This window comes from Larkinella ripae, from assembly GCF_054780775.1.
Genome location: NZ_BAAGVR010000022.1, coordinates 1,050,998 through 1,071,906, shown reverse-complemented (window position 1 = coordinate 1,071,906; position 20,909 = coordinate 1,050,998). Strand labels below are relative to the sequence as shown.

The 20,909-nt window shown below is 52.3% G+C and carries 18 protein-coding genes; 9 read left to right on the top strand and 9 right to left on the bottom strand.

Translation table 11 applies throughout. The annotated features are described in order from the left end of the window. The first annotated feature begins 12 nt into the window (after positions 1 to 12). From ACYVHX_RS17400 to ACYVHX_RS17385, 4 genes are read left to right on the top strand one after another with little or no spacing between them, the layout of a single operon-like run. Complete coding sequence (locus ACYVHX_RS17400; protein WP_460672933.1) at positions 13 to 759, top strand: SDR family NAD(P)-dependent oxidoreductase; 747 nt, start codon at positions 13 to 15, stop codon at positions 757 to 759. A 3-nt stretch (positions 760 to 762) separates the two neighbouring features. Further along, positions 763 to 1,386 carry a cyclase family protein gene (locus ACYVHX_RS17395; protein ID WP_460672932.1) on the top strand — a complete coding sequence of 208 codons (624 nt, stop codon included), beginning with the start codon at positions 763 to 765 and terminating at the stop codon, positions 1,384 to 1,386. 13 nt (positions 1,387 to 1,399) lie between these two features. Then, positions 1,400 to 2,416, top strand: a complete 1,017-nt coding sequence (locus ACYVHX_RS17390) for a zinc-dependent alcohol dehydrogenase (protein WP_460672931.1) — start codon at positions 1,400 to 1,402, stop codon at positions 2,414 to 2,416. A gap of 53 nt (positions 2,417 to 2,469) precedes the next feature. Beyond that, positions 2,470 to 3,432, top strand: coding sequence for a C-terminal binding protein (locus ACYVHX_RS17385; RefSeq protein ID WP_460672930.1), 963 nt, complete (start codon positions 2,470 to 2,472; stop codon positions 3,430 to 3,432). Positions 3,433 to 3,435: 3 nt separating this feature from the next. Here ACYVHX_RS17385 and ACYVHX_RS17380 read toward each other — a convergent pair whose 3' ends face one another. The 5 genes from ACYVHX_RS17380 to ACYVHX_RS17360 form a co-directional block, all read right to left on the bottom strand. Beyond that, complete coding sequence (locus ACYVHX_RS17380) at positions 3,436 to 4,347, bottom strand: AraC family transcriptional regulator (RefSeq protein ID WP_460672929.1); 912 nt, start codon at positions 4,345 to 4,347, stop codon at positions 3,436 to 3,438. Positions 4,348 to 5,058: 711 nt separating this feature from the next. After that, positions 5,059 to 5,631, bottom strand: coding sequence for a nicotinate (nicotinamide) nucleotide adenylyltransferase (gene nadD, locus ACYVHX_RS17375; RefSeq protein ID WP_460672928.1), 573 nt, complete (start codon positions 5,629 to 5,631; stop codon positions 5,059 to 5,061). 20 nt (positions 5,632 to 5,651) lie between these two features. Continuing rightward, the gene (gmk, locus tag ACYVHX_RS17370) at positions 5,652 to 6,251 is read right to left on the bottom strand and encodes a guanylate kinase (RefSeq protein WP_460672927.1); all 600 of its coding nucleotides are present in this window, start codon (positions 6,249 to 6,251) and stop codon (positions 5,652 to 5,654) included. Between the two features lie 6 nt (positions 6,252 to 6,257). After that, on the bottom strand, positions 6,258 to 6,494 hold the full coding sequence (locus tag ACYVHX_RS17365; RefSeq protein ID WP_460672926.1) for a hypothetical protein: 237 nt from the start codon (positions 6,492 to 6,494) through the stop codon (positions 6,258 to 6,260). Between the two features lie 150 nt (positions 6,495 to 6,644). Then, complete coding sequence (locus tag ACYVHX_RS17360) at positions 6,645 to 7,259, bottom strand: sigma-70 family RNA polymerase sigma factor (RefSeq protein WP_134024909.1); 615 nt, start codon at positions 7,257 to 7,259, stop codon at positions 6,645 to 6,647. A gap of 401 nt (positions 7,260 to 7,660) precedes the next feature. Here ACYVHX_RS17360 and ACYVHX_RS17355 point away from each other — a divergent pair, with 401 nt between their 5' ends. Both ACYVHX_RS17355 and ACYVHX_RS17350 read left to right on the top strand, forming a co-directional pair. Then, complete coding sequence (locus ACYVHX_RS17355) at positions 7,661 to 8,920, top strand: putative DNA modification/repair radical SAM protein (RefSeq protein WP_460672960.1); 1,260 nt, start codon at positions 7,661 to 7,663, stop codon at positions 8,918 to 8,920. 4 nt (positions 8,921 to 8,924) lie between these two features. Continuing rightward, positions 8,925 to 9,698 (top strand): TIGR03915 family putative DNA repair protein, encoded by a 774-nt coding sequence (locus tag ACYVHX_RS17350; RefSeq protein ID WP_460672925.1) that lies wholly within the window; start codon positions 8,925 to 8,927, stop codon positions 9,696 to 9,698. A 62-nt stretch (positions 9,699 to 9,760) separates the two neighbouring features. Here ACYVHX_RS17350 and ACYVHX_RS17345 read toward each other — a convergent pair whose 3' ends face one another. After that, positions 9,761 to 10,810, bottom strand: coding sequence for a dihydrodipicolinate synthase family protein (locus ACYVHX_RS17345; RefSeq protein WP_460672924.1), 1,050 nt, complete (start codon positions 10,808 to 10,810; stop codon positions 9,761 to 9,763). A gap of 347 nt (positions 10,811 to 11,157) precedes the next feature. Between ACYVHX_RS17345 and ACYVHX_RS17340 the strand changes: the two genes are divergently transcribed. The 3 genes from ACYVHX_RS17340 (at position 11,158) to ACYVHX_RS17330 (ending at position 17,729) form a co-directional block, all read left to right on the top strand. After that, complete coding sequence (locus ACYVHX_RS17340) at positions 11,158 to 14,334, top strand: SusC/RagA family TonB-linked outer membrane protein (protein WP_460672923.1); 3,177 nt, start codon at positions 11,158 to 11,160, stop codon at positions 14,332 to 14,334. A 21-nt stretch (positions 14,335 to 14,355) separates the two neighbouring features. Then, positions 14,356 to 15,933, top strand: coding sequence for a SusD/RagB family nutrient-binding outer membrane lipoprotein (locus ACYVHX_RS17335; protein ID WP_460672922.1), 1,578 nt, complete (start codon positions 14,356 to 14,358; stop codon positions 15,931 to 15,933). A gap of 146 nt (positions 15,934 to 16,079) precedes the next feature. Continuing rightward, entirely contained in the window at positions 16,080 to 17,729 is a 1,650-nt protein-coding gene (locus ACYVHX_RS17330) for a hypothetical protein (RefSeq protein ID WP_460672921.1), read from the top strand. Positions 17,730 to 17,790: 61 nt separating this feature from the next. Here ACYVHX_RS17330 and ACYVHX_RS17325 read toward each other — a convergent pair whose 3' ends face one another. From ACYVHX_RS17325 to ACYVHX_RS17315, 3 genes are all read right to left on the bottom strand, one after another. After that, positions 17,791 to 18,696 carry a PIG-L deacetylase family protein gene (locus tag ACYVHX_RS17325; protein ID WP_460672920.1) on the bottom strand — a complete coding sequence of 302 codons (906 nt, stop codon included), beginning with the start codon at positions 18,694 to 18,696 and terminating at the stop codon, positions 17,791 to 17,793. Positions 18,697 to 18,935: 239 nt separating this feature from the next. Further along, a complete protein-coding gene (locus tag ACYVHX_RS17320) occupies positions 18,936 to 19,343 on the bottom strand; it encodes a nucleoside deaminase (RefSeq protein ID WP_460672919.1) in 408 nt (135 codons plus the stop codon). A gap of 22 nt (positions 19,344 to 19,365) precedes the next feature. Next, a complete protein-coding gene (locus ACYVHX_RS17315; RefSeq protein ID WP_460672918.1) occupies positions 19,366 to 20,844 on the bottom strand; it encodes a serine hydrolase domain-containing protein in 1,479 nt (492 codons plus the stop codon). Between the last annotated feature and the right edge of the window lie 65 nt (positions 20,845 to 20,909).

The window sequence follows — 20,909 nt, the reverse complement described above, 5'->3', positions numbered from 1 at the left end:
TTTGACGAAACGATGAGAGGATTAAAAAACAAAATTATCGTTATTACCGGCGGCCTTGGCGATCTGGGATATGCCACCGCCGTCCGGATGGCCGAGGAGGGTTGTGTGGTTGTTCTGGTTGATCTTCAGCCCGATACAGATAACAAAGCGTCAGTCCTGGGGGCCCATTTCTGGCAACTGGATATCAGCGATGAAGCTGCGGTGGCGGAAACCTGCGCGGCCATTGAAAGCGAGATCGGCCCTGCTCACGTACTGATCAATACCGCAGCCCGGTTTATCTTCAAAGGGGTCGACGCGACGGCCGAGGAGTGGCAGCAGATCAATGCGGTCAATATTGGCGGTACGTCGCTGATGGCTAAATACATCGTTCCACAGATGAAAGAGAACGGCGGGGGCAGTATCATCAATTTTTCATCGGTGAGCGGTTTTGTCGGACAGGCCAATTTTGCTACGTACAACGCCACCAAATTCGCCATCCGGGGGCTGACCAAATGCTGGGCGCAGGATCTGGCGGTTTTTGGTATCCGGGTGAACACCCTTTGTCCCGGCTACATCTACACCAGCGCCTTTATTAATTCATGCGAAAAATTAGGCCTGAACATCGACGAAGAAGATCGTCGGGCGTCGGCGATGCACTTACTGAACCGGCAGGGACGTCCCGAAGAAGTAGCCGCAGCAGCCGCCTTTCTGGCCAGTGACGATTCTTCCTTCATGACCGGCAGCGACTTATTGGTTGATGGCGGCTACTTAGCGAAATAAACGATGAAACTTGTCGATCTTTCCCACCCCCTGGTCCACGGACAGCAAACGTTTCCGTCTGACCCCAAGCTGAGCATCGTTCCGCACGGAACGACCCGAACGCTGAAATACAACATTACGCAGATCGTCATGGGGTCGCATCAGGGAACGCACCTGGACGCCATGTACCACTTTCTGGACGATGGCAAAACACTGGACCAGATGCCTTTGGAGTGGTTTTACGGGAATGTGCACGTACTCCGTATCCCCAAAGAGGCCCGGCAGGAAATTACCGTTGCTGATTTTTTACCGTATGAACAGCTGCTGGTGCCCGAGGCTAAGATCATCTACGACACGGGCTGGTACAAACACTTCGGGGAGGATGATTTCTTTGAAAATTTCCCGTCGCTGACGCAGGAAGCCAGTGCGTATCTGGCCGACCGGAATATCCGGATGCTGGGTATGGACACCCCAACGCCCAGCCGCGACTGGTACGAAGTGCATCACATCCTGCTGAAAAAGGAGATCGTCATTGTGGAAAGCCTGACGAATCTGGATCAGGTTCCGGATGAATTTACCTTCATGGGGTTTCCGCTCAACCTGCAGGGCCGCGACGGCTCCCCAATCCGAGCCGTGGCCCAATTCTGAACGTCAACTTCCTATGAAAGCACTGTTTTACCCGGAGTTTAAAAAACTTACGATTGCCGAACGGCCACTGCCTGCTTTTTCCGAAGATGAGGTTTTGCTGAAAGTACTGGCTTGTGGCATTTGCGGGAGTGAGCTGGAAACCTTTAAAAACCAAAGTCCGCGCCGGATTCCGCCCTTAATTATGGGCCATGAGTTTTGCGGAGTTATCGAGGAAATCGGTTCCGACGTAACGGGCTATATGAAAGGCGATCAGGTAGCCAGCAACAGCGTCGTGTCCTGCGGAACGTGCGATCCCTGCCAACGGGGGTTGACGAACTTATGCAAAAACCGGCAGATTTTCGGGATGCATCGGGGGGGCGCCTTTGGAGAGTACGTGAACGTGCCGGCCCATTGCCTGGTGCCGATGCCGGCGAATAGTACGCCACAAGCCGCCTGCATGACCGAACCGCTGGCCAATGGTATTCATATGGTTAATCTTACCCGACACTTGAAGCCTAAAAAAGTTTTGGTGATCGGGGCCGGACCCATCGGACTGGTTACGCAGCAGGCCTTTCAGTCCCTACTTGGCGTATCGGTGTACGTAGCCGATCTGCGGAACGAACGACTTTCCATTGCGCGGAAATTAGGCGCTGCGGCTACCATCAATTCCTTGGAGGAAGACCTGGTTTCCGCTATTGATCAGTTGACGGACCGCGAAGGTATTGATCTGGTCGTCGATGCTGTGGGTAATTCTCAAACGAACCAGCAGGCCTTAAAAGCCGTTCGGCCGGGCGGGGCGGTTGTGCTCATCGGTCTCTATGAAAACTCCCAACCGTTTTTTACCTACGACATTATTTTGTCTGAGAAGCAAATCATTGGTACCTACGCGGCCACGCAGCAGGAAATCAGCGAATCACTGGCTTTAATCGCTTCCGGACAAGTAGACGTGACATCGTGGGTTCACTATTACCCGCTGGATGACGGGGTGGCGGCCTTTACCGATATGCTGATGGCCAAGGCGGATCACGTCAAATCGGTTATCCTTTTTTAACTCTCTTTTTCGCCAGGTCTTTCCTATTCCCTACCATTTGGCTTTGACTTTTTATGGGTACCAGCACGAAGAAAATTGTCATTACGGATCACGGTTTTTCCAACATCAACCCGGAACGAGCGGTGTTGGAACAATCGGGTTACGAGCTTATCGACGCTCAATGTAAAAACGAAGCCGATTTATTGGCGGCCACCAAAGATGCGTTTGCCCTGATCGTCCAGTGGGCACCCATCACGGAAACCGTCATCCGAAACCTGGATCATTGTCAGCTCATTGTCCGCTACGGTATTGGTATTGATAACCTCGATCTGGCGGCCGCCCGGGAACGGCAAATACCGGTTTGTAACGTGCCGGATTACTGCATCGATGAAGTGTCGGATCACTCGATGGCCCTGGCGCTGGCGCTGCACCGGCAACTACTCTCGACGGATCAGCGGGTTCGGGAGGGCGTCTGGAAAATCATTCCGCCCGGTACGGTTCCGGCCTGTCAAGATGCTTTATTTACGACGCTGGGATTCGGACGGATCGCGCGGGTGGTCCACCAGAAAGCCGCTGCGTTCAACTTCAAACTGGCCGCCTTCGATCCCTTTGTGAGCGAAGAAGCCATGCAGGCGCTGGGGGTTCAAAAAATAACCTTTGAGGAGGCCCTGGCGAATTCGGATATTCTCTCCCTGCATTTGCCGCTCAACGACAAAACCCATCACCTCATGAACCGGGAGTCGTTATCGAAAATGAAGTCGAATGCGGTTTTAATCAATACGTCCCGGGGCAGCTTAATCAATACCGTTGACTTAGCGCAGGCCTTGACCGAAAACAAAATCGGTGGCGCCGGTATTGATGTCTTTGAGCAGGAACCGCTTCCGGATGATCACCCGATTCGCCAGACCCCCAATACGATAATTACCTCGCATACGGCCTGGTATAGCCAGCGGAGCATTCCGATTCTTCAGCAGTTTGCTGCCGAAGAAGTGTTGAGAATGATAAACGGGGAGCCCCTGAAAAACCGGGTGGTTTAGTAATTATTCAGCCGGATTGTTTACCTGAAGCTGATAGAGTGACGCCTGAAGGTACAGAGACCGATGCTTTAGCTGGAATTGTTTGGGGGACAGTTTGGTGTAGCTTTTAAACTGTTTGTTGAAGTTTGATACATTTTGAAATCCGCATTCAAAACAAATCTGCTGGATACTAAACTTGTGCAACATCAGCAGCTTGCAGGCATAGCCCACTTTCAGTTCATTAACAAATTGTGAGAATGGCTTTTGCATGCGTTGTTTAAAATACCGCGAGAAAGCCGTTGGACTCATATTGGCAATATCGGCGGCATCGGTCAATCGAATGGATGATTTAAAATTATTCATGATGTAGGCATGAACTTTGTTTAATCGATCATTCGTGTTTTCATTGATATATTGGTTGTACCCCTCGCTGGACAATAGAATTAACTCCTCAGAATGGGCCAGTAAGCTAAGAATCTGCAATAATTTGATCAATTTATGAACACCGCTTAACCCCTGGATCTGGTACATGTGATCGATGATCGCGGCCTGGGTTTTTCCCATTATTTTGATTCCTAGCCGGGAGAGTTGCAGAAAATTTTCTACCGCGTACAGTTCGGGCGTTGTAAAAAATGGTTGACCCAAAAAATCTTCTTTGAAATGGATGACGAGCGCTTCCGCTGACTGATTTTTATCTCTCGTAGGATCGGTTTTCCAGGTGTGTGCTAAATTCTTTCCAATAAAAATTAGATCGTTTTCGGTATATCGATCGATATGATCACCGACAAACCGGGTTCCGGAGCTCTTAACGATTAGCGTTAATTCGTATTCGGAATGGTAATGCCACAAGCCCGGAAAGGAACCGCTATACGTAAAGTAATTGACACTGAACGAATCAGTTTCTGTTTTTTTTACCTTTAAAAGGAGAGGATCCATAGGTTGTATTTCGAACAGCTACTCATTTTGCGGCAAAGTAAACCTTTTTCAAATACTGGATCGCTCACCGATTGGGGCGTATCCGGCCAGGCATCGGTTTAGCAGCAGGTGGGGAGTGCTCAAACTCTTTACCCGGTAGCGCATCAAATCCATGCATAATTGAACTCCTGACGTTGATGACAAGCCCGTCATCGTCCGTTCTTGAATCAGGCTCCGCCCGAAATCGGTAAACGACTAATGTCCCGGTTGATATTGAGGGACCAATCGACTCAGGCGGCTTTTTTATGTCGGTGGTGCAGATCGCTACTTTTTTCGCCGGGCTGCGGTACGGTTACCCTCTTTTCGCAACCCGCTGCCCGCCGAAAACCCTCTTTGGTATCCAGCCATTGCTCCTGAGCCGAAATCCGGACCCATCTGACCAGCCTGATCGTAAAAAGCGCACTAATGCTTTAAGTTACTTTACGTGGGTTGCTTAACCAAGTTTTTTGCCTGACTTGAGACTACGCTTCAATGATCTATTTGTTAGTCTGAAGGGGCAAGGAGCCCCAACTTTGCTACTGAGCAGACTCGTTTGGACGTGCTGGGTAAAGTGGTCCGGCAGGACCAGGCAGCCGAAGCGGTTTGAGGATTTCCCATAGTTTGGGGCAGGAACGTCAATTTTCTTCGAGATACCGGTCAGGCTACCGACAAGGATGGATCTGGTAACTGGCGTCAGCTATAAAACTTCTTCCGCTCAATAATTTCTTCGACTACATCGGGGACCAGGTAACGGATCGAACGGTTTTGCCGGAGGCAATCCCGAATGAAGGTGGCCGAAATATCCAGCAAAGGCGCTTGGATGAACTGAACGTTCGGATGCTGTTCCAACGGGCTGGGACCGCTGTTCGGCCGTGGGTAAACGTAAAGCCCGTAGAACTCCAGGATTTTTTCGTAGTTTTTCCAGTTGGGAAACTGCGCCAGATTGTCACCACCAATAATCAGCTTGAACTGGTGCTGGGGGTATTTTTCCTGCAACCGGGCGATGGTGTCGATCGTAAAACTGGGGCGCGGCATTGAAAACTCAATGTCCGTCGCCTTCAGTTTTGCATTATCGGCAATAGCCCGCTCCACCAGATCGATGCGGTCGAACTCGTGCAGCAGGCTCTTGTTTTTTTTGAATGGATTCTGGGGCGAAACCACAAACCAGACCTGTTCGAGGTCGGTTGCCGTAGCCATGGTATTGGCAATAATCAGGTGACCCAGATGAACCGGGTTGAAAGAACCGAAAAACAGGCCGATTTTCATAAGCGGATTGAAGCCCGGTTTTAGATGACGGTGCCCTGCTGCGGAATACGGTTTCCGTTCAGAAAGTCATCCGTCAGTTGCTGGGCTTTTTGCAACGCTTCTTCCAGGTCGTCGTTCACCAGAATGACATCGAACTGATCCTGAAAACTCATCTCGAAGTGTACTTTGAACAGGCGTTTCGAGAGGCTGTCTTCGGTTTCGGTACCGCGGGCCAGCAAGCGTTTTTTGAGCGTTTCCTCATCCGGAACTTTCACAAAAATGGCCAGTGCCTTGTCACCGTAGTATTTCTTGAGCTTCAAACCGCCCTGCACATCCACATCGAACAAGACGTGTTTGCCACTCGCCCAGACGCGCTCAATTTCTGATTTTAACGTTCCGTAGAAGGCTCCGACATATACTTCTTCCCACTCGACGAATTCGTCGTTGTCAATTTTTTCCTTGAAATCTTCGGGAGTCAGAAAGTAATAGTCTTTGCCGTTTTGCTCGGAGCGGCCCCGGCGGTCGCGGGTACAGGCGGAGATTGAAAAACCCAGATTTGAATTAGCGGCCAGCAGATGCCGGACAATGGTGGTTTTTCCTGAACCGGAGGGAGCCGAAAAAATAATTAATTTGCCTTCCAAAGCTGCTTATTTAGTGATTTCGGCCTGAATAGCGGCTGCAATCTTCTCGGGACAGCACTTTTTTTCGACTTTGCCCTGCAAGGCTTCCTTGATACACTTTTCAAGGTTATACATATCGATGCAGGGTTGACAGACTTCGATGTGATCCTTGAAATACTGTTTTTCTTCATCGGTTGCTCCCCCGTCTAGAATCGACTGAATTCGTTTCAGGCATTTAGCCTGTTGCTCGCAGCTTTCTTTCACAGGGGTAGTCGCTTCCCTACCCGCCATACCAACCGTAGTCGATGAATGCAATGTGCCTGACATTGGAAAAATTTAATTTATTCCAGAAATTGTTATACAATAATTTGTAGCTTGCCCTGATAACCAACTATCTATTCCAAAAAGTTTCAATTATTCATCATTTTTATTGTAACCCATTGAAGCTGCGTATTCTTTCAGCTTATCTTTCAATAGATTCCGGGCGCGGTGCAGACGAGAACGAACTGTTCCAATCGGGATATCCAGGATTTTGGCCATTTCCTCATACGTAAATCCTTCGATATCACAGAGAATAATAACCGTCCGGAAATCGACCGGCAGCGAGTTCAGCGCAGAAGCCACCTCATCGCCAATCATATCCTGCACTGTCTCGAACCGCAGATCCGTGGTGTGTTCGGTTTCTGACGCTTCATCCGAGTTGTAGGTTGTCTCTACATCCTGGTAATCGACTTTCGCAGGTTCTTTACTTTTCTTGCGATAATCGTTGATGAAGCTGTTCTTCAGAATGCGGAACAACCACGCTTTTGCGTTAGTTCCCTGTTCGAATGAGGAGATAAAGCGGAAGGCTTTTAAATAGGTATCCTGCACCAGATCGTTCGCGTCATCTTCGTCCATCGTCAGGCGGAAGGCAAAGTTGTACATGGAGTCGATGTGGGGCATGAACTCCTTGTTGAAGACCTGGTACTTCTGTTCGTCTGTATACCCTTGGAGCTGCGTATCTGACATAATTTCGGGCATCGTCGTCATAAAATTACAAATGAAAATGAAAAGGCGTCTATTTTTTTCCGGGATTCATTACATACGGTTGCGGGGCTACTAGCGATGTTTCATAGAATCAGGGGCTTAGTCGATCGGGAAGACGCTATTTACGGATAATAAAAAAGTCAACGTCAATGTTTTAGATTACTACAAAAATCAATCCTACCCGATCCGCCCGCTCGTATTGGCAAGGAACAGGACAAATTGGCAGGATCCAAGTTGAGGGTGATGGATGGTCGGTTAAGGCGGATGGATGGCCGGAAAAAGCGAGTGAAAACCGGCCGGGCAGCCGAGCAAAGAAAGGCCCGAAAGTGCCCGCTGCCGGTAAAAAATCCTTTGGATAACCGGTGAAAAAGTGTATTTTTAAAGTCCATAAACTAGTTGAGGAGATGGTGAATGAGCGAGTAATGGAGAAACTGGAAATTCTATCCGATGCAGCCAAATACGATGTGTCCTGTGCCTCCGGTCAAAGTAAACGGGCGAATAAAAACAAAGGGTTGGGCGACTCCAAAGGGTATGGCATTTGTCATGCCTTCACCGAGGATGGGCGGTGCGTATCCCTGCTTAAAATCCTGCTGACCAACCACTGTATTTTTGACTGTGCCTATTGTGTAAGCCGGAAAAGCAACGATGTTAAACGGGCCGCCTTTACCGTTGAGGAGGTCGTAGACCTGACCATCAATTTCTACCGCCGAAACTACATTGAAGGCCTGTTTCTAAGTTCGGGGATCTTCCACAGTCCCGACTACACGATGGAGCGCCTGGTGCGAATTGCCAAAACGCTGCGCACGGAGCAAAACTTTAACGGCTACATCCACCTGAAAGCCATTCCGGGCGCCAGTGAGGAACTGATGAAAGAAGCCGGTTTATACGCCGACCGCCTGAGTGTCAATGTGGAAATGCCGACGGAGCAAAGCCTGAAATTGCTGGCGCCCGACAAAAACCACCAGGATGTGATCCGGCCCATGACCTACCTGAAAACCGAGATTGCGGGTCATAAGGAAGAAAAAAAACGCAATACTAAAGCCCCGGTTTTTGCGCCAGCCGGTCAAAGTACCCAAATGGTGATCGGGGCTACGGCCGAAAGTGATCTGGATATCCTGGGTATGGCCAACCAGTTCTACAGTCAAATGAACCTGAAGCGGGTTTATTACTCGGGGTACGTGCCCATCAGCGATGACCAGCGACTCCCCTCCATCGGGACGCCCGTTCCGATCATTCGCGAAAACCGGCTCTACCAGGCCGACTGGCTGCTTCGCTATTACGGCTTTGGGTTCAATGAACTGGTCGGGATCGGGCAGCCCAACCTGGAGCTGGATGTGGACCCCAAACTAAGCTGGGCGCTGCGGAATCTGGACCAGTTTCCGGTAGACATCAATGGGGCCGATATCGAACTGATCAAACGCATACCGGGAATTGGATTTCAAAGCGCCCAGAAAATCGTAGCCGCGCGTCGCTACAGAAGGCTGCAACCGGAACATCTGAAAACGATGGGCATCGCCTACAACCGGGCCCAGTACTTCCTGGCGTTCAGTCGTCCGTTCGTACGGCAGCACGACTATGACTCCCGGCAACTCAGACAGCTGATTCTGACGGCGCAGAAAAGCAAGTACAAGTCCAGTTTTTCGACCCAGCTAAGTTTATTTTAACCGGATGACCACCCTGCTGTATGATGGAACGTACGAAGGTTGGCTCACGGCGATCTTTGATATTTATGACTGCAAACTGGAGGACGTAATTTTTGCCAAACAGGAAGCCTCCTCCGGTTTTTTGTTTGGAGCCACGCATTCCGTCACGACCGATGACACTAAGGCTAAGCGGGTTTTATTGGGTCTGCAAAAGCGCCTGTCCGCCGAAGGGCTGCGACGATTGTACAAAACGTACCTTTCCAACCTCGACAGACCCGAGGAGGTCATGTGGCGTTTTGTCCGTCATGTTTTTGACAGCCCCCACAATGTGGAAGAGGACTACAGCCATCCGGGGGTGTGGGAGGTAAAAAAAGCGGCTAAGCGCGTGGACCGGGAAACGCATCGCATGGAAGCGTTTGTTCGTTTCAAGCTCACCAAAGACCATTTATATTACGCCATCATTGAACCGGAATGCGATGTATTATCCCTGATCTCCGCCCATTTTGAAAGCCGGTATGCCGACCAACGCTGGCTGATTTATGACGCCCGGCGCCGGTACGGCATCTACTATGACCTGGAAAACGTCATGACGGTTACGATTGATTTTCATCAGGGACCGGCAACGTCCCGGCTCATTGCGGAAATCAGCGATGAGCGTGAAGCATTTTACCAGGAGCTGTGGCGTTGCTATTTCAAAAGCGCAACGATTGAAAACCGTGCGAACAAGCGGCTTCATCTGCAACACATGCCGAAGCGCTACTGGAAGCATTTGACCGAAAAAATGCCTAAGAACGGCTAGAGTGCATACAAAACCGGAAAAATGGAGACGGAAGAATGCCCAAAACCGTCTCCAGCTTTGCCTTAGTTCGGGTAGGTGACCGGTTTTATGCTCAGGCGGTCGCACCAACCGAGAAAATCAGCGTAGACTTTGTCCAAAACCGCCTGTTGATCCTGGGAGAGTGTACCGGTTTTCGACCGGCACATCAGCTCCAGCGGTAGCCCGCGTTTTTTCAGAAAGTACTTGGAACTGATGGGGTAAGACTTTGAAATAAGCGGTTCGGTCCGGGTAATTTCGGCCTGTATCCATTGAAGGTCAGCCGATTTGGCCGGATCATTCGCGTATTGGCATAACCAGCTGTGAATTTCCGGGTAAAAATTTCCGGAAATGGGCGACACCCCGCTGCCGCCTTTTTGCAGCGATTGAACCGCGGTGGCGGTGTGGGCGTTGTAAAACTCCAGTTGGGTCCCCCGGGCGATGGCCAGTTTTGCTTCAATGTTTTGAATGTCTTCCGAGGTATCCTTATGATAAATCAGGCGCTTATCGGCCACGAGCGATTTAAACACATCCGGTGCCAGCAGCCGTTTGTAGGGATTCGGACATTCGTACGTGCCTAATTTGATGGTGCCCGTCAGCGAGAGAAACTGATCGAAGTTTCGCATCAACACGCTATTGTCTTCACTGGCCTGAGCAAAGTGACTGGAAATCAGAATAACGCCATTCGCGCCGGTATCGGCAATTTTTTTAGCAAACTCGGCTTTGCTTTTCAACGAATCGCCGAAGGAGCCGGTCGATACCACGCTGGCTCTACCGCCGACCTGCTTGACCACATGCCGGGTCAGATCAAGGCGTTCCTGCTCATTCAGAAAGTACATTTCGCTGCTGAGGCAATTCGCAAAAAAACCTTTGGCGCCCGCGCTGGCGTAAAAATCAATGAGTCTCGAAAGGTTGCTGTAATCAATCTTTAAATTGGAATCGAAGGGCGTGATCATCACCGGGACAAACTTTTTCTCGCCGGTTTTTAACGATTCCGCTTTTTTCGGCTGCCAGCGGGAAAGGGAGTTGTTTGCCAGTGCGGCCGGGGATTGGAGGGCTTCAAGCCCACTGAGGAGGCCCAGCGTTGCCAGGCTCATGCGCTCCAAAGAAGCACGGCGAGAAATTTTTGAGTTCGGTTCCATGCGGTTTAGGGAATAGAAATAAATATTCTATATAATTACTCCCGAATCTCCTATTCATACGCTTCACGGACTAAATTTTTAAAAAGTTACGTACCGATCATCTCTATTAAAATTGCTCCCGTCAGCTTTATAAGTACAAAGCTTACCTTTTGGAAGGTTCTTATTTCATCTATTTTGTAAAATGTAGCAAATTAGTAGAAGAATTTATAGTACGACGGGCGCTATTTGACGTATGAATAGTGGCCCGTTGATGTGCGTAGTGACGTCAATTGCTTTTAACAATTATTCCAACCTTTACCTTCATGAAAGAGAAAACTCTACCCGCCGGGGGGCGGCTTGTCGCCCCTTTGTGCAAGTGGCCCACCCTGCTTGCCGCCATTGCCGTTTTATCGGTCACTTCCCAATCGGTAGTGGCCGGACTTCCGGAGCGAAAAACCGAAAAACCGGGTGTCAAACAGCCCCTTGCGTTTGAAATCGTCAAAGGAAAAATAACCGATGAAAAAGGCGACGCCCTGCCCGGCGTCAGCATTGTCATCAAAGGAACCCAGCAGGGCACCACCTCCGACGCTGCCGGAAACTTTTCCATCAATGTCCCGTCCACCGACGCGGTGCTCGTTTTTTCGTTTGTGGGCTACACCGCTCAGGAAGTACAGGTTGGCAATAACACCGCCCTGACCGTCAGGTTGCTGGCCGAAAGCAAAGCCCTCGATGAAGTGGTCGTTACCGCCCTGGGTATTCGCCGGGAAACCAAATCGCTGGGGTATTCGGTGACAAAGATTGACGGAGACAATTTTACCAAAACCCGGGAAACCAACTTTGCCAATTCCCTCAACGGTAAAGTCGCCGGCGTCAACATCAGTCCGGCGGCCACGGGTCCGGCCGGTTCCAGCCGGGTGACCATCCGCGGTAACACGTCCATTTCCGGGAATAACCAGCCGCTGTACATCATCAACGGCCTTCCGATGGACAACACCCAGTTTGGCGGACCGAAAAACGATAACCCCGATTACGGCGACAACATTTCCAGTATCAACCCGGATGATATTGAAGACATCACCGTGCTGAAAGGGGCAACGGCCGCGGCCCTCTACGGGTCCCGGGCCAAAAACGGCGCCATCGTCATTACCACCAAATCCGGAAAAGGTAACAAGGGCCTGGGCGTTGAATTTAATACCAACAACACCTTTGAAGTGCCCTTCTTCCTCTGGCAACTGCAAAAAGAGTATGGCCAGGGATACGGCGGGGTCAAACCGGCCAGCCAGCAGGATGCCGCCAACCACGGGCAGAATCACTGGGGCTCGCTGTACGACGGTTCGGAAACGGTGCAGTTAGACGGAATCAAACGGCCGTATTCGTACGTAAAAGATCAGGTACTGGACGATTTTTACGGCGTTGGGCACACCAACACCAACAGTCTCTCCTTCTCGGGCGGGGGCGATAAAGGCAGTTTCCGGCTCGGTATTACGGACCTGCGGAATAGAGGCATCATTCCGAATTCCACCATGCGCCGGAACAACATCAGCCTGGGCCTGAACCAGAACATCACCAAAAAACTGAACCTGTCGGCCAACGTGGATTACATCAACGAGCGCGTCGATAACCGGTATGTGTTCACGGGGAACTCCGGAAACAGCGCGGGCACCATTCTGTACGTCAACAGCAACATGCCGACCAGCGCGCTCTCTCCCGGTTATGACGATAACCTCAAGGAGAAGGTGTTGGGAACGGATTTGAACGCAACCAACCCCTACTACACCCTCAACCGGATTAAAAACCGCACGGACAAGGACCGGTTTATTACCACCCTGAACCTGCGCTACAACATCTTCGACTGGCTGTTTATCCAGGGGAAAGTCGGGCAGGACTACTACGGTTTTATGGCCAACAAGATTGTTCCCGAAGGAACCGGCTACCGCCCGGCGGGCCAGATTGACCAGGCGCAGCAAAGTTTCTGGGAGCGAAATTTTGAAGGGATGATCGGTTTGAACAAAAGCCTGAATCCGGATTTTGATCTGGCCGTTAACTTGGGCGGAAACCTGATGGCGCAGCACCGGTATACGACCACCATCGTCGGTTCCGGTTTTGTGGTGCCCCAGCTGCACGTCATTAACAACACCGCCAACCGCAACACCACCACGGCGACCTACGACAAGAAGATCAATTCGGTCTTTGCAACGGCTGAGCTCAGCTTTCGGAATTATTTGTACCTGAACCTGACCGGCAGAAACGACTGGTTCTCCACGCTGAACCCCAAATCCAACAACTTCTTCTATCCGTCGGCCGGGGTGAGTTTCGTGTTCTCACAGGCGCTGAACATGCCCAAGGCGATCAGTTTTGGTAAACTTCGGGTGGCCTACGCGGCCGTGGGTGGCGATACCGATCCGTACCTGCTGAACCTGACCTACGGTTTGTTGCCGTACAACTACGGCGGCATTTCGCTCGGAACCATCAATCAGTCTACGGTTCCCAACAGCAGCCTGCGCCCGCTGAGCGTGAACGAGTTTGAAGCCGGTCTGGATCTGCGGTTATTTAACAACCGGCTGGGCTTCGACATCGCGGCTTATAATAAGCTGACCACCAACGATATTGCGGTTGAAAGCATTTCGTCCACCACGGGTTACTCGGGCGTTTCGGTGAACGTCGGCGAAATCCGCAACCGGGGGATTGAATTCCTGGCCACGGTGAAACCGATTACAAATTCGAATTTCACCTGGGATTTGTCGCTGAACGTTGCCTACAACAAAAGCAAAGTCCTGAAAATCTCGAATACGTCCAAAGAACTGATTCTGGCGACTTCCACCAAGGCGTTTATCAAGCACGTCGAAGGTGAAGAATATTCGCAGATTGTCGGGCGGACGATCAAACGCAACGAGCAGGGGCAGGATATCATCGATGCCACCGGGCTGCCCATCGTTCCGACCAACGTGGTTGCCTTCGGTTCCGGGATTCATCGCTACACAACCGGCCTGATCAACAGCTTCTCCTACAAGGGGTTGACCCTGTCGGCGCAGGTGGACGGAAAATTTGGCGGTAAGATTTATTCGGAAACCAATTACAGCCTCGATCACCGCGGGATGTCACCCGGTTCGTTGCTGGGCCGGGCCGCCGGCGCCGTGCTGCCCGGTGTTACCGAGAGTGGCGAAGTCAACAAGGTGCTCGTAACCGCCGACCGGGTCAACAACCGGGCGATTGTGGTCCGGAGACGGGATGCGCTGGACGACTACATTTACGACGCCAGTTTTATCAAGCTGCGGTACGTGTCGCTGACCTACAGTTTACCGCGACCGGTTTTCGAAAAACTGGGCTTCGTGAAAGGCGCCAGCGTTTCGCTGGTCGGCCGGAACCTGGCGATTCTGATGAAGCACACGCCGGGTCTGGACCCCGAAACGAATTTGTCGGCGGGCAACGACCAGGGCATTGAATCCACTCCGCTGCCTCCGACCCGAAGCTACGGATTCAATGTGAATTTGAAATTTTAATCAGGCAAAAGGCCAATTCCCATGAAGACGAAAACGATAGTTTCTACAGTTCTGACCGGCAGCGTACTTCTTTTTTCTGCCTGCGACAGCGGTTTTGAAGAGCTGAACAAAGATCCCAATGCCGTAACCGCCGAGCGGTTTAATCCTACGTATCTGTTCACGACCGGCCAGTACAACACGGCCAAGGGCGACGAGAGCAACAGCCTGAATTATGCCGAACCGTTTGTTCAGCACATGGCCTCCCTGAGCAACGTGGGAATCTTTGATTTCCAGGGGGATAAATACGTTTATCACAAAGGAAACAACGAGAACTTGTGGAAGGCGACCTACAACGCCATTGCCGGTTCTTCCAAATTAATGGAAGATGCCATCACCCTGTCGAAAGACAAACCGCAGTATTATAATCTCCACCACATGGCCCGGATCTGGAAAACGGTGATCTACCACCGGCTGACGGATATGTACGGGGATGTGCCGTACTCGGAAGCCAACCAGGGCTATTACCAGCAGATTTACAAGCCTAAATACGACGCCCAGAAGGATATTTATGCCAATATGCTGGCCGAACTGGAAGATGCCACGGCCAAACTGGACGCCAGCAAGGCGCTGGTCGGTACGGCGGATATCATCTACGCGGGTGACATCCTCAAATGGAAGCGGTTTGGATATTCGATGATGCTCCGGCTCGGCATGCGGCTGTCCAAAGTCGATCCGGCAGCGGCTGAGTCCTGGGTTAAAAAGGCGTTTGCGGGGGGCGTTTTTACGTCCATTGCCGATAACGTGTACATCAAGGGCGTCGATAAAGCCGGTACGCAGGAAGTGCTGACCAACGGGCAGAGCTGGATCTTGAGCGTTTCAGGCCGAAGCCCCGGAAAAATCGCCAAGACGTTTTTTGATTACATGAAGAGCCACAACGACCCCCGGCTTAAATATACCGTGGCGGTGTATACCGACCCGACCAATGTGGCCACCAAAAACACGGACCCGGCCATTCAGAAGGGGATGCCCAACGGGCTGGACCGGATTACGCTCCCCGCCAGCCCCAGCTATGATCCCAAGGCGCCGGGTCAGGAACACCAGTTTTCGGGTGTAAACCGGGATGTTTTTGCAAAGCTGGACGGACCGCGCATGCTCATGACCTATGCCGAAGTGCAGCTACTGCTGGCCGAAGCCGCCGTTCGCGGCTGGGTGACCGGCAATGCGGCCCAGTTCTACCAGAATGGTGTAACCGGCGCCATGAAGATGCTGGTGCAGTATGATGCCTCGGCCGCCATTACGGACGCTGAAGTTTCGGCGTACCTAGCCGCCAATCCGTTTGCGGGAGCGGCCAACCGGGAAAAAGCGCTGGAGCAGATCAACTCCGAATACTGGGTTGCTACGTTTCTGAACGGCTATGAAGCCTACGCCAACGTCCGCCGGTCGGGGTATCCTAAATTAACGCCCATTAACTATCCGGACAATGAAACCGGCGGCACGTACCCCCGTCGTTTGCGCTATCCGGACGACGAGCCGGTTTTAAACACGGATAATTACAATTCGGCCGTGGCCCGTCAGGGCACCGACAATTATAAAACCAGGGTGTGGTGGGATAAGGAATAAGCCCTTTTCGGCTCAGGTGCTTTACTAAAAAGAACACTTATTTTTGATGTATTCCCGCCTTTGCAGGGAGTAGGTCGTAAAATAAGTGTTCTTTATTTCTCCGTCGCTGCTTGCTGAGATTTACGACCGCTAAACAAAACCGCCTGATGAAGTATTCACTCCTGACGTTCCTTCTTTTTAGCTGTGCTTTTGTCACAAAGGGCCAGACGAACGAGCCGATTGAACCCGTAATCATCACAACCCAGCAGGCCAAAACCCGCGTATTTACGGAAAACGGCGCATTGCACGTAAATGTAGCCCCGAAGGATGTCCGCAGCTTTAAAACCGCCGGCCTGGTGCGTTACCAGGACTTCGGCGCCAGGGGCAATGGCAAAACCGATGATGGGGATGCGATCGCTGCGACCCATGCCTTTGCCAATCAGCACCGCCTTTTGGTGAAAGCCGACGAGGGAGCTACGTACTACATTGGCGGAAAAGAGCGCCCGGCGGTTATTCAAACGGACACGGATTTTGGCACGGCCAATTTCATCATCGACGATACCGACGTGGAAAACCGCAATGCTTCCGTTTTTGTGGTTAATTCGGGTCTAAAACCGTTTAAGCTGGAAACGATAGCCTCCCTGAAGAGAAACCAGGAAAAAATCGACGGTTCTTTGCCCGGCCCCTGCCTGATCACCGTCACGAATGCGAACGTCAAGCAGTACATCCGGTTTGGGCTCAACCAGAACAATGGCTCGTCGCAGACCGATATCTTCGTTGTCGACAGGAACGGCAACGTTGACCGGAACGCGCCGATCATCTGGAATTTCGACCAGATCACCGACATCACCGCGCTGCCCATCGACGAAACTCCGCTTAAACTTACCGGCGGGCGTTTCACCACCATCGCCAACAAAGCCGAATCCAAGTATACCTATTACAACCGCAACATCGCCGTCCGGCGCTCCAACGTGCTGGTGGAGGGGCTGGAACACCGCATAAAAGGCGAGGAAGACCACGGTGCGCCCTATGGCGGTTTTATCAACATCGGCGACTGCGCCTATGTAACGGTAAAAAATACCGTGCTCACCGGCCACCAAACCTACAGCACCATTGGCGCGGCCGGGAAACCCGTCTCAATGGGCACCTACGACCTTCTGGCCAACCGCGCGCTGAACGTATCCTTCGTGAACTGTACGCAGACCAACGACATCAACGACAACCGGTACTGGGGAATTCTGGGCTCAAACTTCTGCAAGAACATCCTGTATGATCACTGCATTCTCTCCCGGTTTGACGCCCACCAGGGCGTGGCCAATGCCACCATTCGCAACTCCACCCTCGGACACATGGGGATCAATGCAATTGGCAGTGGTGTGTTGCTTGTGGAAAATTCGACCATTCGTGGCCGGAGCATCGTCAACCTGCGCTCCGACTACGGCAGTACGTGGCAGGGCGAGCTCGTGATCCGGAACTGTCTGTTTGTGCCCTCGGGCGGTAAACCCGTCAGTGCCGACCTGATCAGCGGATTCTATTCCGGTCAGCACGATTTCGGCTACACCTGCTACATGCCGGAGCGAATCACGATTGAAAACCTCCGAATTGACGACTCCCAGCATCCTGCAACGTACCAGGGACCAGCTATTTTTGCCAATTTTAATCCCGACATGACGGACAGTTCCTACCGGGAAAAATTCCCTTACGTCAAAACCAGGGAAGTTATTCTCCGGAATGTAACCACGGTCAGCGGAAAGGCGCTCAGAATCAGCGATAATCCGTTCATGTTCAAGGACGTTAAGGTTAGCACGGGGCCGTGACGTCTGCCGCTTCTGAAATCCCGGGATGGGCAGGGGCAAATCGTCAGTTACTTTGGCATCATCAGCGCGGCAGCATCGGAAAAAGGCGCTTGATTTCTTCCGGGTTGGGTTGCCGGCCGTACTCGCAAATTTCAAAGACTTCCACCGATTTGATCCGGGCCGCCTTTTCCGGGCCATACCATTTTTCGACGGAAGCCTTTATTTCCGGGGTTAGTGCAGAACGCCGTTCTATTGCGGTCAGCAGCCATTTTTTTCGTTCTGCCGGGTCTTTGGGTACCTTATCGAACTCCTGTCTTGTCCAGGGCAGCCATTCGTAGAACTGGGAAGTGTGCGCATCCAGACCCTCTACTTTCTTAGCCAGTGTTTCGGTGATGTCGATGGCAATATCGGGGCGGAACGGATTAGGTCGCTGAAAACCGTCGCGGAAATACAGAAAAACCGGGTTTTTGGTGAGGGGCGGCACACTGCTCAGAATGTTGGGGACGATGACCAGGTAGGCCGCATCCTGCACAACGACGCCCGTGTTCCGGTGATCCGGGTGATAATCATTGGTTCTGGGTGCGATCACCAGATCCGCCTTCCACTCCCGGATTTTGCGAATGACCGCCAGGCGGTTTTCCAGGGTAGGCATCAGCTCACCGTCGTGATTGTCCAGCACGTCGTAGGTAATACCCAGCCGTTTTGCCACTTCCTGGGTTTCCTGGTACCTTCTTTTGGCCAGCTCACCCCCGCCAATGTCCTGGTGCCCGGCATCACCGTTGGTCATCGAGACAAATTTTACCTTGTGCCCCAGTGAGGAATACAGAAGAGCCACCCCGCCCGCGCCCAGGTCGCAATCGTCGGGATGGGCGCCAAAAACGATGATGCGCAGGGGCGTGTTCGGCGTTTGGGCAAACGTAAACGTAACGCCCGGCAAGAGGGAAAGCAGCAAAATAAACCGCAGCTTCAGGATCATCCGATTGTGCATAGTAGAAACAGGTTAAGGCACCAGCCCGGTATTTTATTTCTGTTTAAATAAAGCCTTTTTTCAACACGGAGTTGCCGGAAATTCCGACGGGTTTAAAGACGGTATTTTACCCGAATTATAAAAGCGATTTACCTAAATAACCGTTGGGGGAACAGAAAAATCTTCGTCGGCCAAACCAGGTTGCTGCGAAACAGAAAGCGTTTGCCAACGGCAAAGGAGAGCAGACAGGGAAGGTGAAACTACGTAAGCACCAACACGATGGGGGGCGGCCCCCAGACTGAAACATCGGTGGCGGTGAGAATGGGCCACGGGGAGCTAAAACCGCCTACCGCTGGCACGGCGACCCCGAAGCCAACCCAGCCGATTTGGTAGTGCCGAATGGCGTAGGAGCAAAGGATACAGGGTTCGTGGGTGGTATACAACTGGCAACCCGTAAGCTTGGGCGAACCCAGTTGGCGAAGCGCATCCCGGATGGCTTCCACTTCGGCGTGTCGGGTCACATCCTGGTCTGGCCGTGTGGCCTCCCGGCCTTCGCCGATAATGACTCCATCCCGAACGATGACCGAACCCACCGGTGTGTTTCCGGTCAGGGACGCTTCCTGGGCCAGTTCGCGGCAACGTTCCATAAATTTCAGGTGCTCGTTCATCGTATTAGCGATCTTACGTAAGTTATGATTTCATTAAAGAGGTGTGTTTGCGACCGTAAAGCCAGCCGACGCGGGTAACAACCAGGGCCAGATTCACCAGCGCGACCAGTCCCAAACCCAGCACACCATCCGGCATCATCAGGAAAATACGCTCCCAGTTTAAGACCCGGCCGCTGATCGCCGTGAGCAGCGACGGGATGAGCAGGAACAAGGCCAAAGGCAGTAATCGGACCAGTAAAAGCAGCCACGACCGCCAGACGGACCGCTGCCGATGCCTTTCAAACCAGTGGGGAAGCCGGAAAAACCGCCGGATAGCCAGGCCGATGCCTACCAGAAAAACAAGCCCGACACTACATGGCAGAACCCAGTCCGGCAGGGCGGGCATTTCCGGCTCCTGACCGGCCAGAATCCCGGCCACGCCCCGGAGAAACGAATTGTAATCGACGTACGGATTGAGACCGCCGTTGAAAAGCAGCACCACGCCATACCCCTCTTTGGTCAGTAAAAGCTGTTCGGCGCTGTAGGTCCACAGAATGCCGCTGTGGTAGAGACTTGAATCACCCCGCACAAGCCAGCCCATGCCGTAGTGGAGCGACGGGTTGGCCGGAGAAGTGTGCATCAGCGTCATGGAGTGTTGACTCACTAATGGCGTTTTGCCAACACGTCCGTGCGCCAGTTGCAGACGGAGCCAGTGCGCCATATCATTGGCCGTCGAACGCATGCCGGCGGCTCCCTCAACAAACCAGTCCGGCTCCCGAATGGCGATGGGTTGGCCCAGAACGAAAATATGCCCCTCATCGATTCGGTCAGCGCCCGTATAAAATGCCTTCGTGGCCGGCACGTCGCGGGTCTGCGTCATCTGCAGAGGATTGAAAATGTGGGTCTGCAAATAATCGGCAAACGGCTCACGGCTGACAGACTCCACAACCGTTGCCAGCAGGCGGTAGTTGGGGTTGTGGTAATGAAACTGCTGACCCGGCTTGCTGACCAGTCGGGCGGTTTTGAGCTGGGCAGTCGCTTCATCCAGCGAAGCAGGTTGTCCGCGAAACGCTAGTTCTGGAAAAACCGGGTCGGCCAGTCCGCTGGTCTGGTGCAACAGCTGGCGGACGGTTATCGCCCTTCCCCGCTTGTCGGCCGTGGTAAACGACGGAACGTACTGAGCAACCGGTGCATCGAGTGAAATCCGGCCGGCCTCCACCAACTGCAGCACCGCCATTGCCGTAAAGGCTTTGCTGAGTGAGGCAATGGCAAACGGAGTCGTCGCCGTAACGGGTGTGGCAGCGCCGGTACTACCGTAACCTTTTGAGAGCAGTAGAGTATCGTGATGAACAACGGCGATGGCCAGTCCCGGAACGCTGCTTTTCGCCAGACGGGCCTGTAGGTACTGATCGATTTTGTCGGCCACCGATTGCGCACACGTAGCCCGAACGGCCAGCGAAAAGCTAAGCAGCAGCGTCGAGGCTGACTGGATTGACAGAAATTTCGGTATGAAACGGCGCATCGGGTGGTTTAGCGGTTCAAGGAGGCAAAATTCCCGCGGAAAAGCCAGGTATCCATTTACATAGG

Excerpts from the sequence above, each read along its gene's own strand:
- ACYVHX_RS17400 (WP_460672933.1), top strand. The coding sequence starts at position 13 with ATGAGAGGATTAAAAAACAAAATTATCGTTATTACCGGCGGCCTTGGC.
- ACYVHX_RS17395 (WP_460672932.1), top strand. The coding sequence starts at position 763 with ATGAAACTTGTCGATCTTTCCCACCCCCTGGTCCACGGACAGCAAACG.
- ACYVHX_RS17390 (WP_460672931.1), top strand. The coding sequence starts at position 1,400 with ATGAAAGCACTGTTTTACCCGGAGTTTAAAAAACTTACGATTGCCGAA.
- ACYVHX_RS17385 (WP_460672930.1), top strand. The coding sequence starts at position 2,470 with ATGGGTACCAGCACGAAGAAAATTGTCATTACGGATCACGGTTTTTCC.
- ACYVHX_RS17380 (WP_460672929.1), bottom strand. The coding sequence starts at position 4,347 with ATGGATCCTCTCCTTTTAAAGGTAAAAAAAACAGAAACTGATTCGTTC.
- nadD (WP_460672928.1), bottom strand. The coding sequence starts at position 5,631 with ATGAAAATCGGCCTGTTTTTCGGTTCTTTCAACCCGGTTCATCTGGGT.
- ACYVHX_RS17360 (WP_134024909.1), bottom strand. The coding sequence starts at position 7,259 with ATGACGACGATGCCCGAAATTATGTCAGATACGCAGCTCCAAGGGTAT.
- ACYVHX_RS17355 (WP_460672960.1), top strand. The coding sequence starts at position 7,661 with ATGGTGAATGAGCGAGTAATGGAGAAACTGGAAATTCTATCCGATGCA.
- ACYVHX_RS17350 (WP_460672925.1), top strand. The coding sequence starts at position 8,925 with ATGACCACCCTGCTGTATGATGGAACGTACGAAGGTTGGCTCACGGCG.
- ACYVHX_RS17345 (WP_460672924.1), bottom strand. The coding sequence starts at position 10,810 with ATGAGCCTGGCAACGCTGGGCCTCCTCAGTGGGCTTGAAGCCCTCCAA.
- ACYVHX_RS17340 (WP_460672923.1), top strand. The coding sequence starts at position 11,158 with ATGAAAGAGAAAACTCTACCCGCCGGGGGGCGGCTTGTCGCCCCTTTG.
- ACYVHX_RS17335 (WP_460672922.1), top strand. The coding sequence starts at position 14,356 with ATGAAGACGAAAACGATAGTTTCTACAGTTCTGACCGGCAGCGTACTT.
- ACYVHX_RS17330 (WP_460672921.1), top strand. The coding sequence starts at position 16,080 with ATGAAGTATTCACTCCTGACGTTCCTTCTTTTTAGCTGTGCTTTTGTC.
- ACYVHX_RS17325 (WP_460672920.1), bottom strand. The coding sequence starts at position 18,696 with ATGCACAATCGGATGATCCTGAAGCTGCGGTTTATTTTGCTGCTTTCC.
- ACYVHX_RS17320 (WP_460672919.1), bottom strand. The coding sequence starts at position 19,343 with ATGAACGAGCACCTGAAATTTATGGAACGTTGCCGCGAACTGGCCCAG.
- ACYVHX_RS17315 (WP_460672918.1), bottom strand. The coding sequence starts at position 20,844 with ATGCGCCGTTTCATACCGAAATTTCTGTCAATCCAGTCAGCCTCGACG.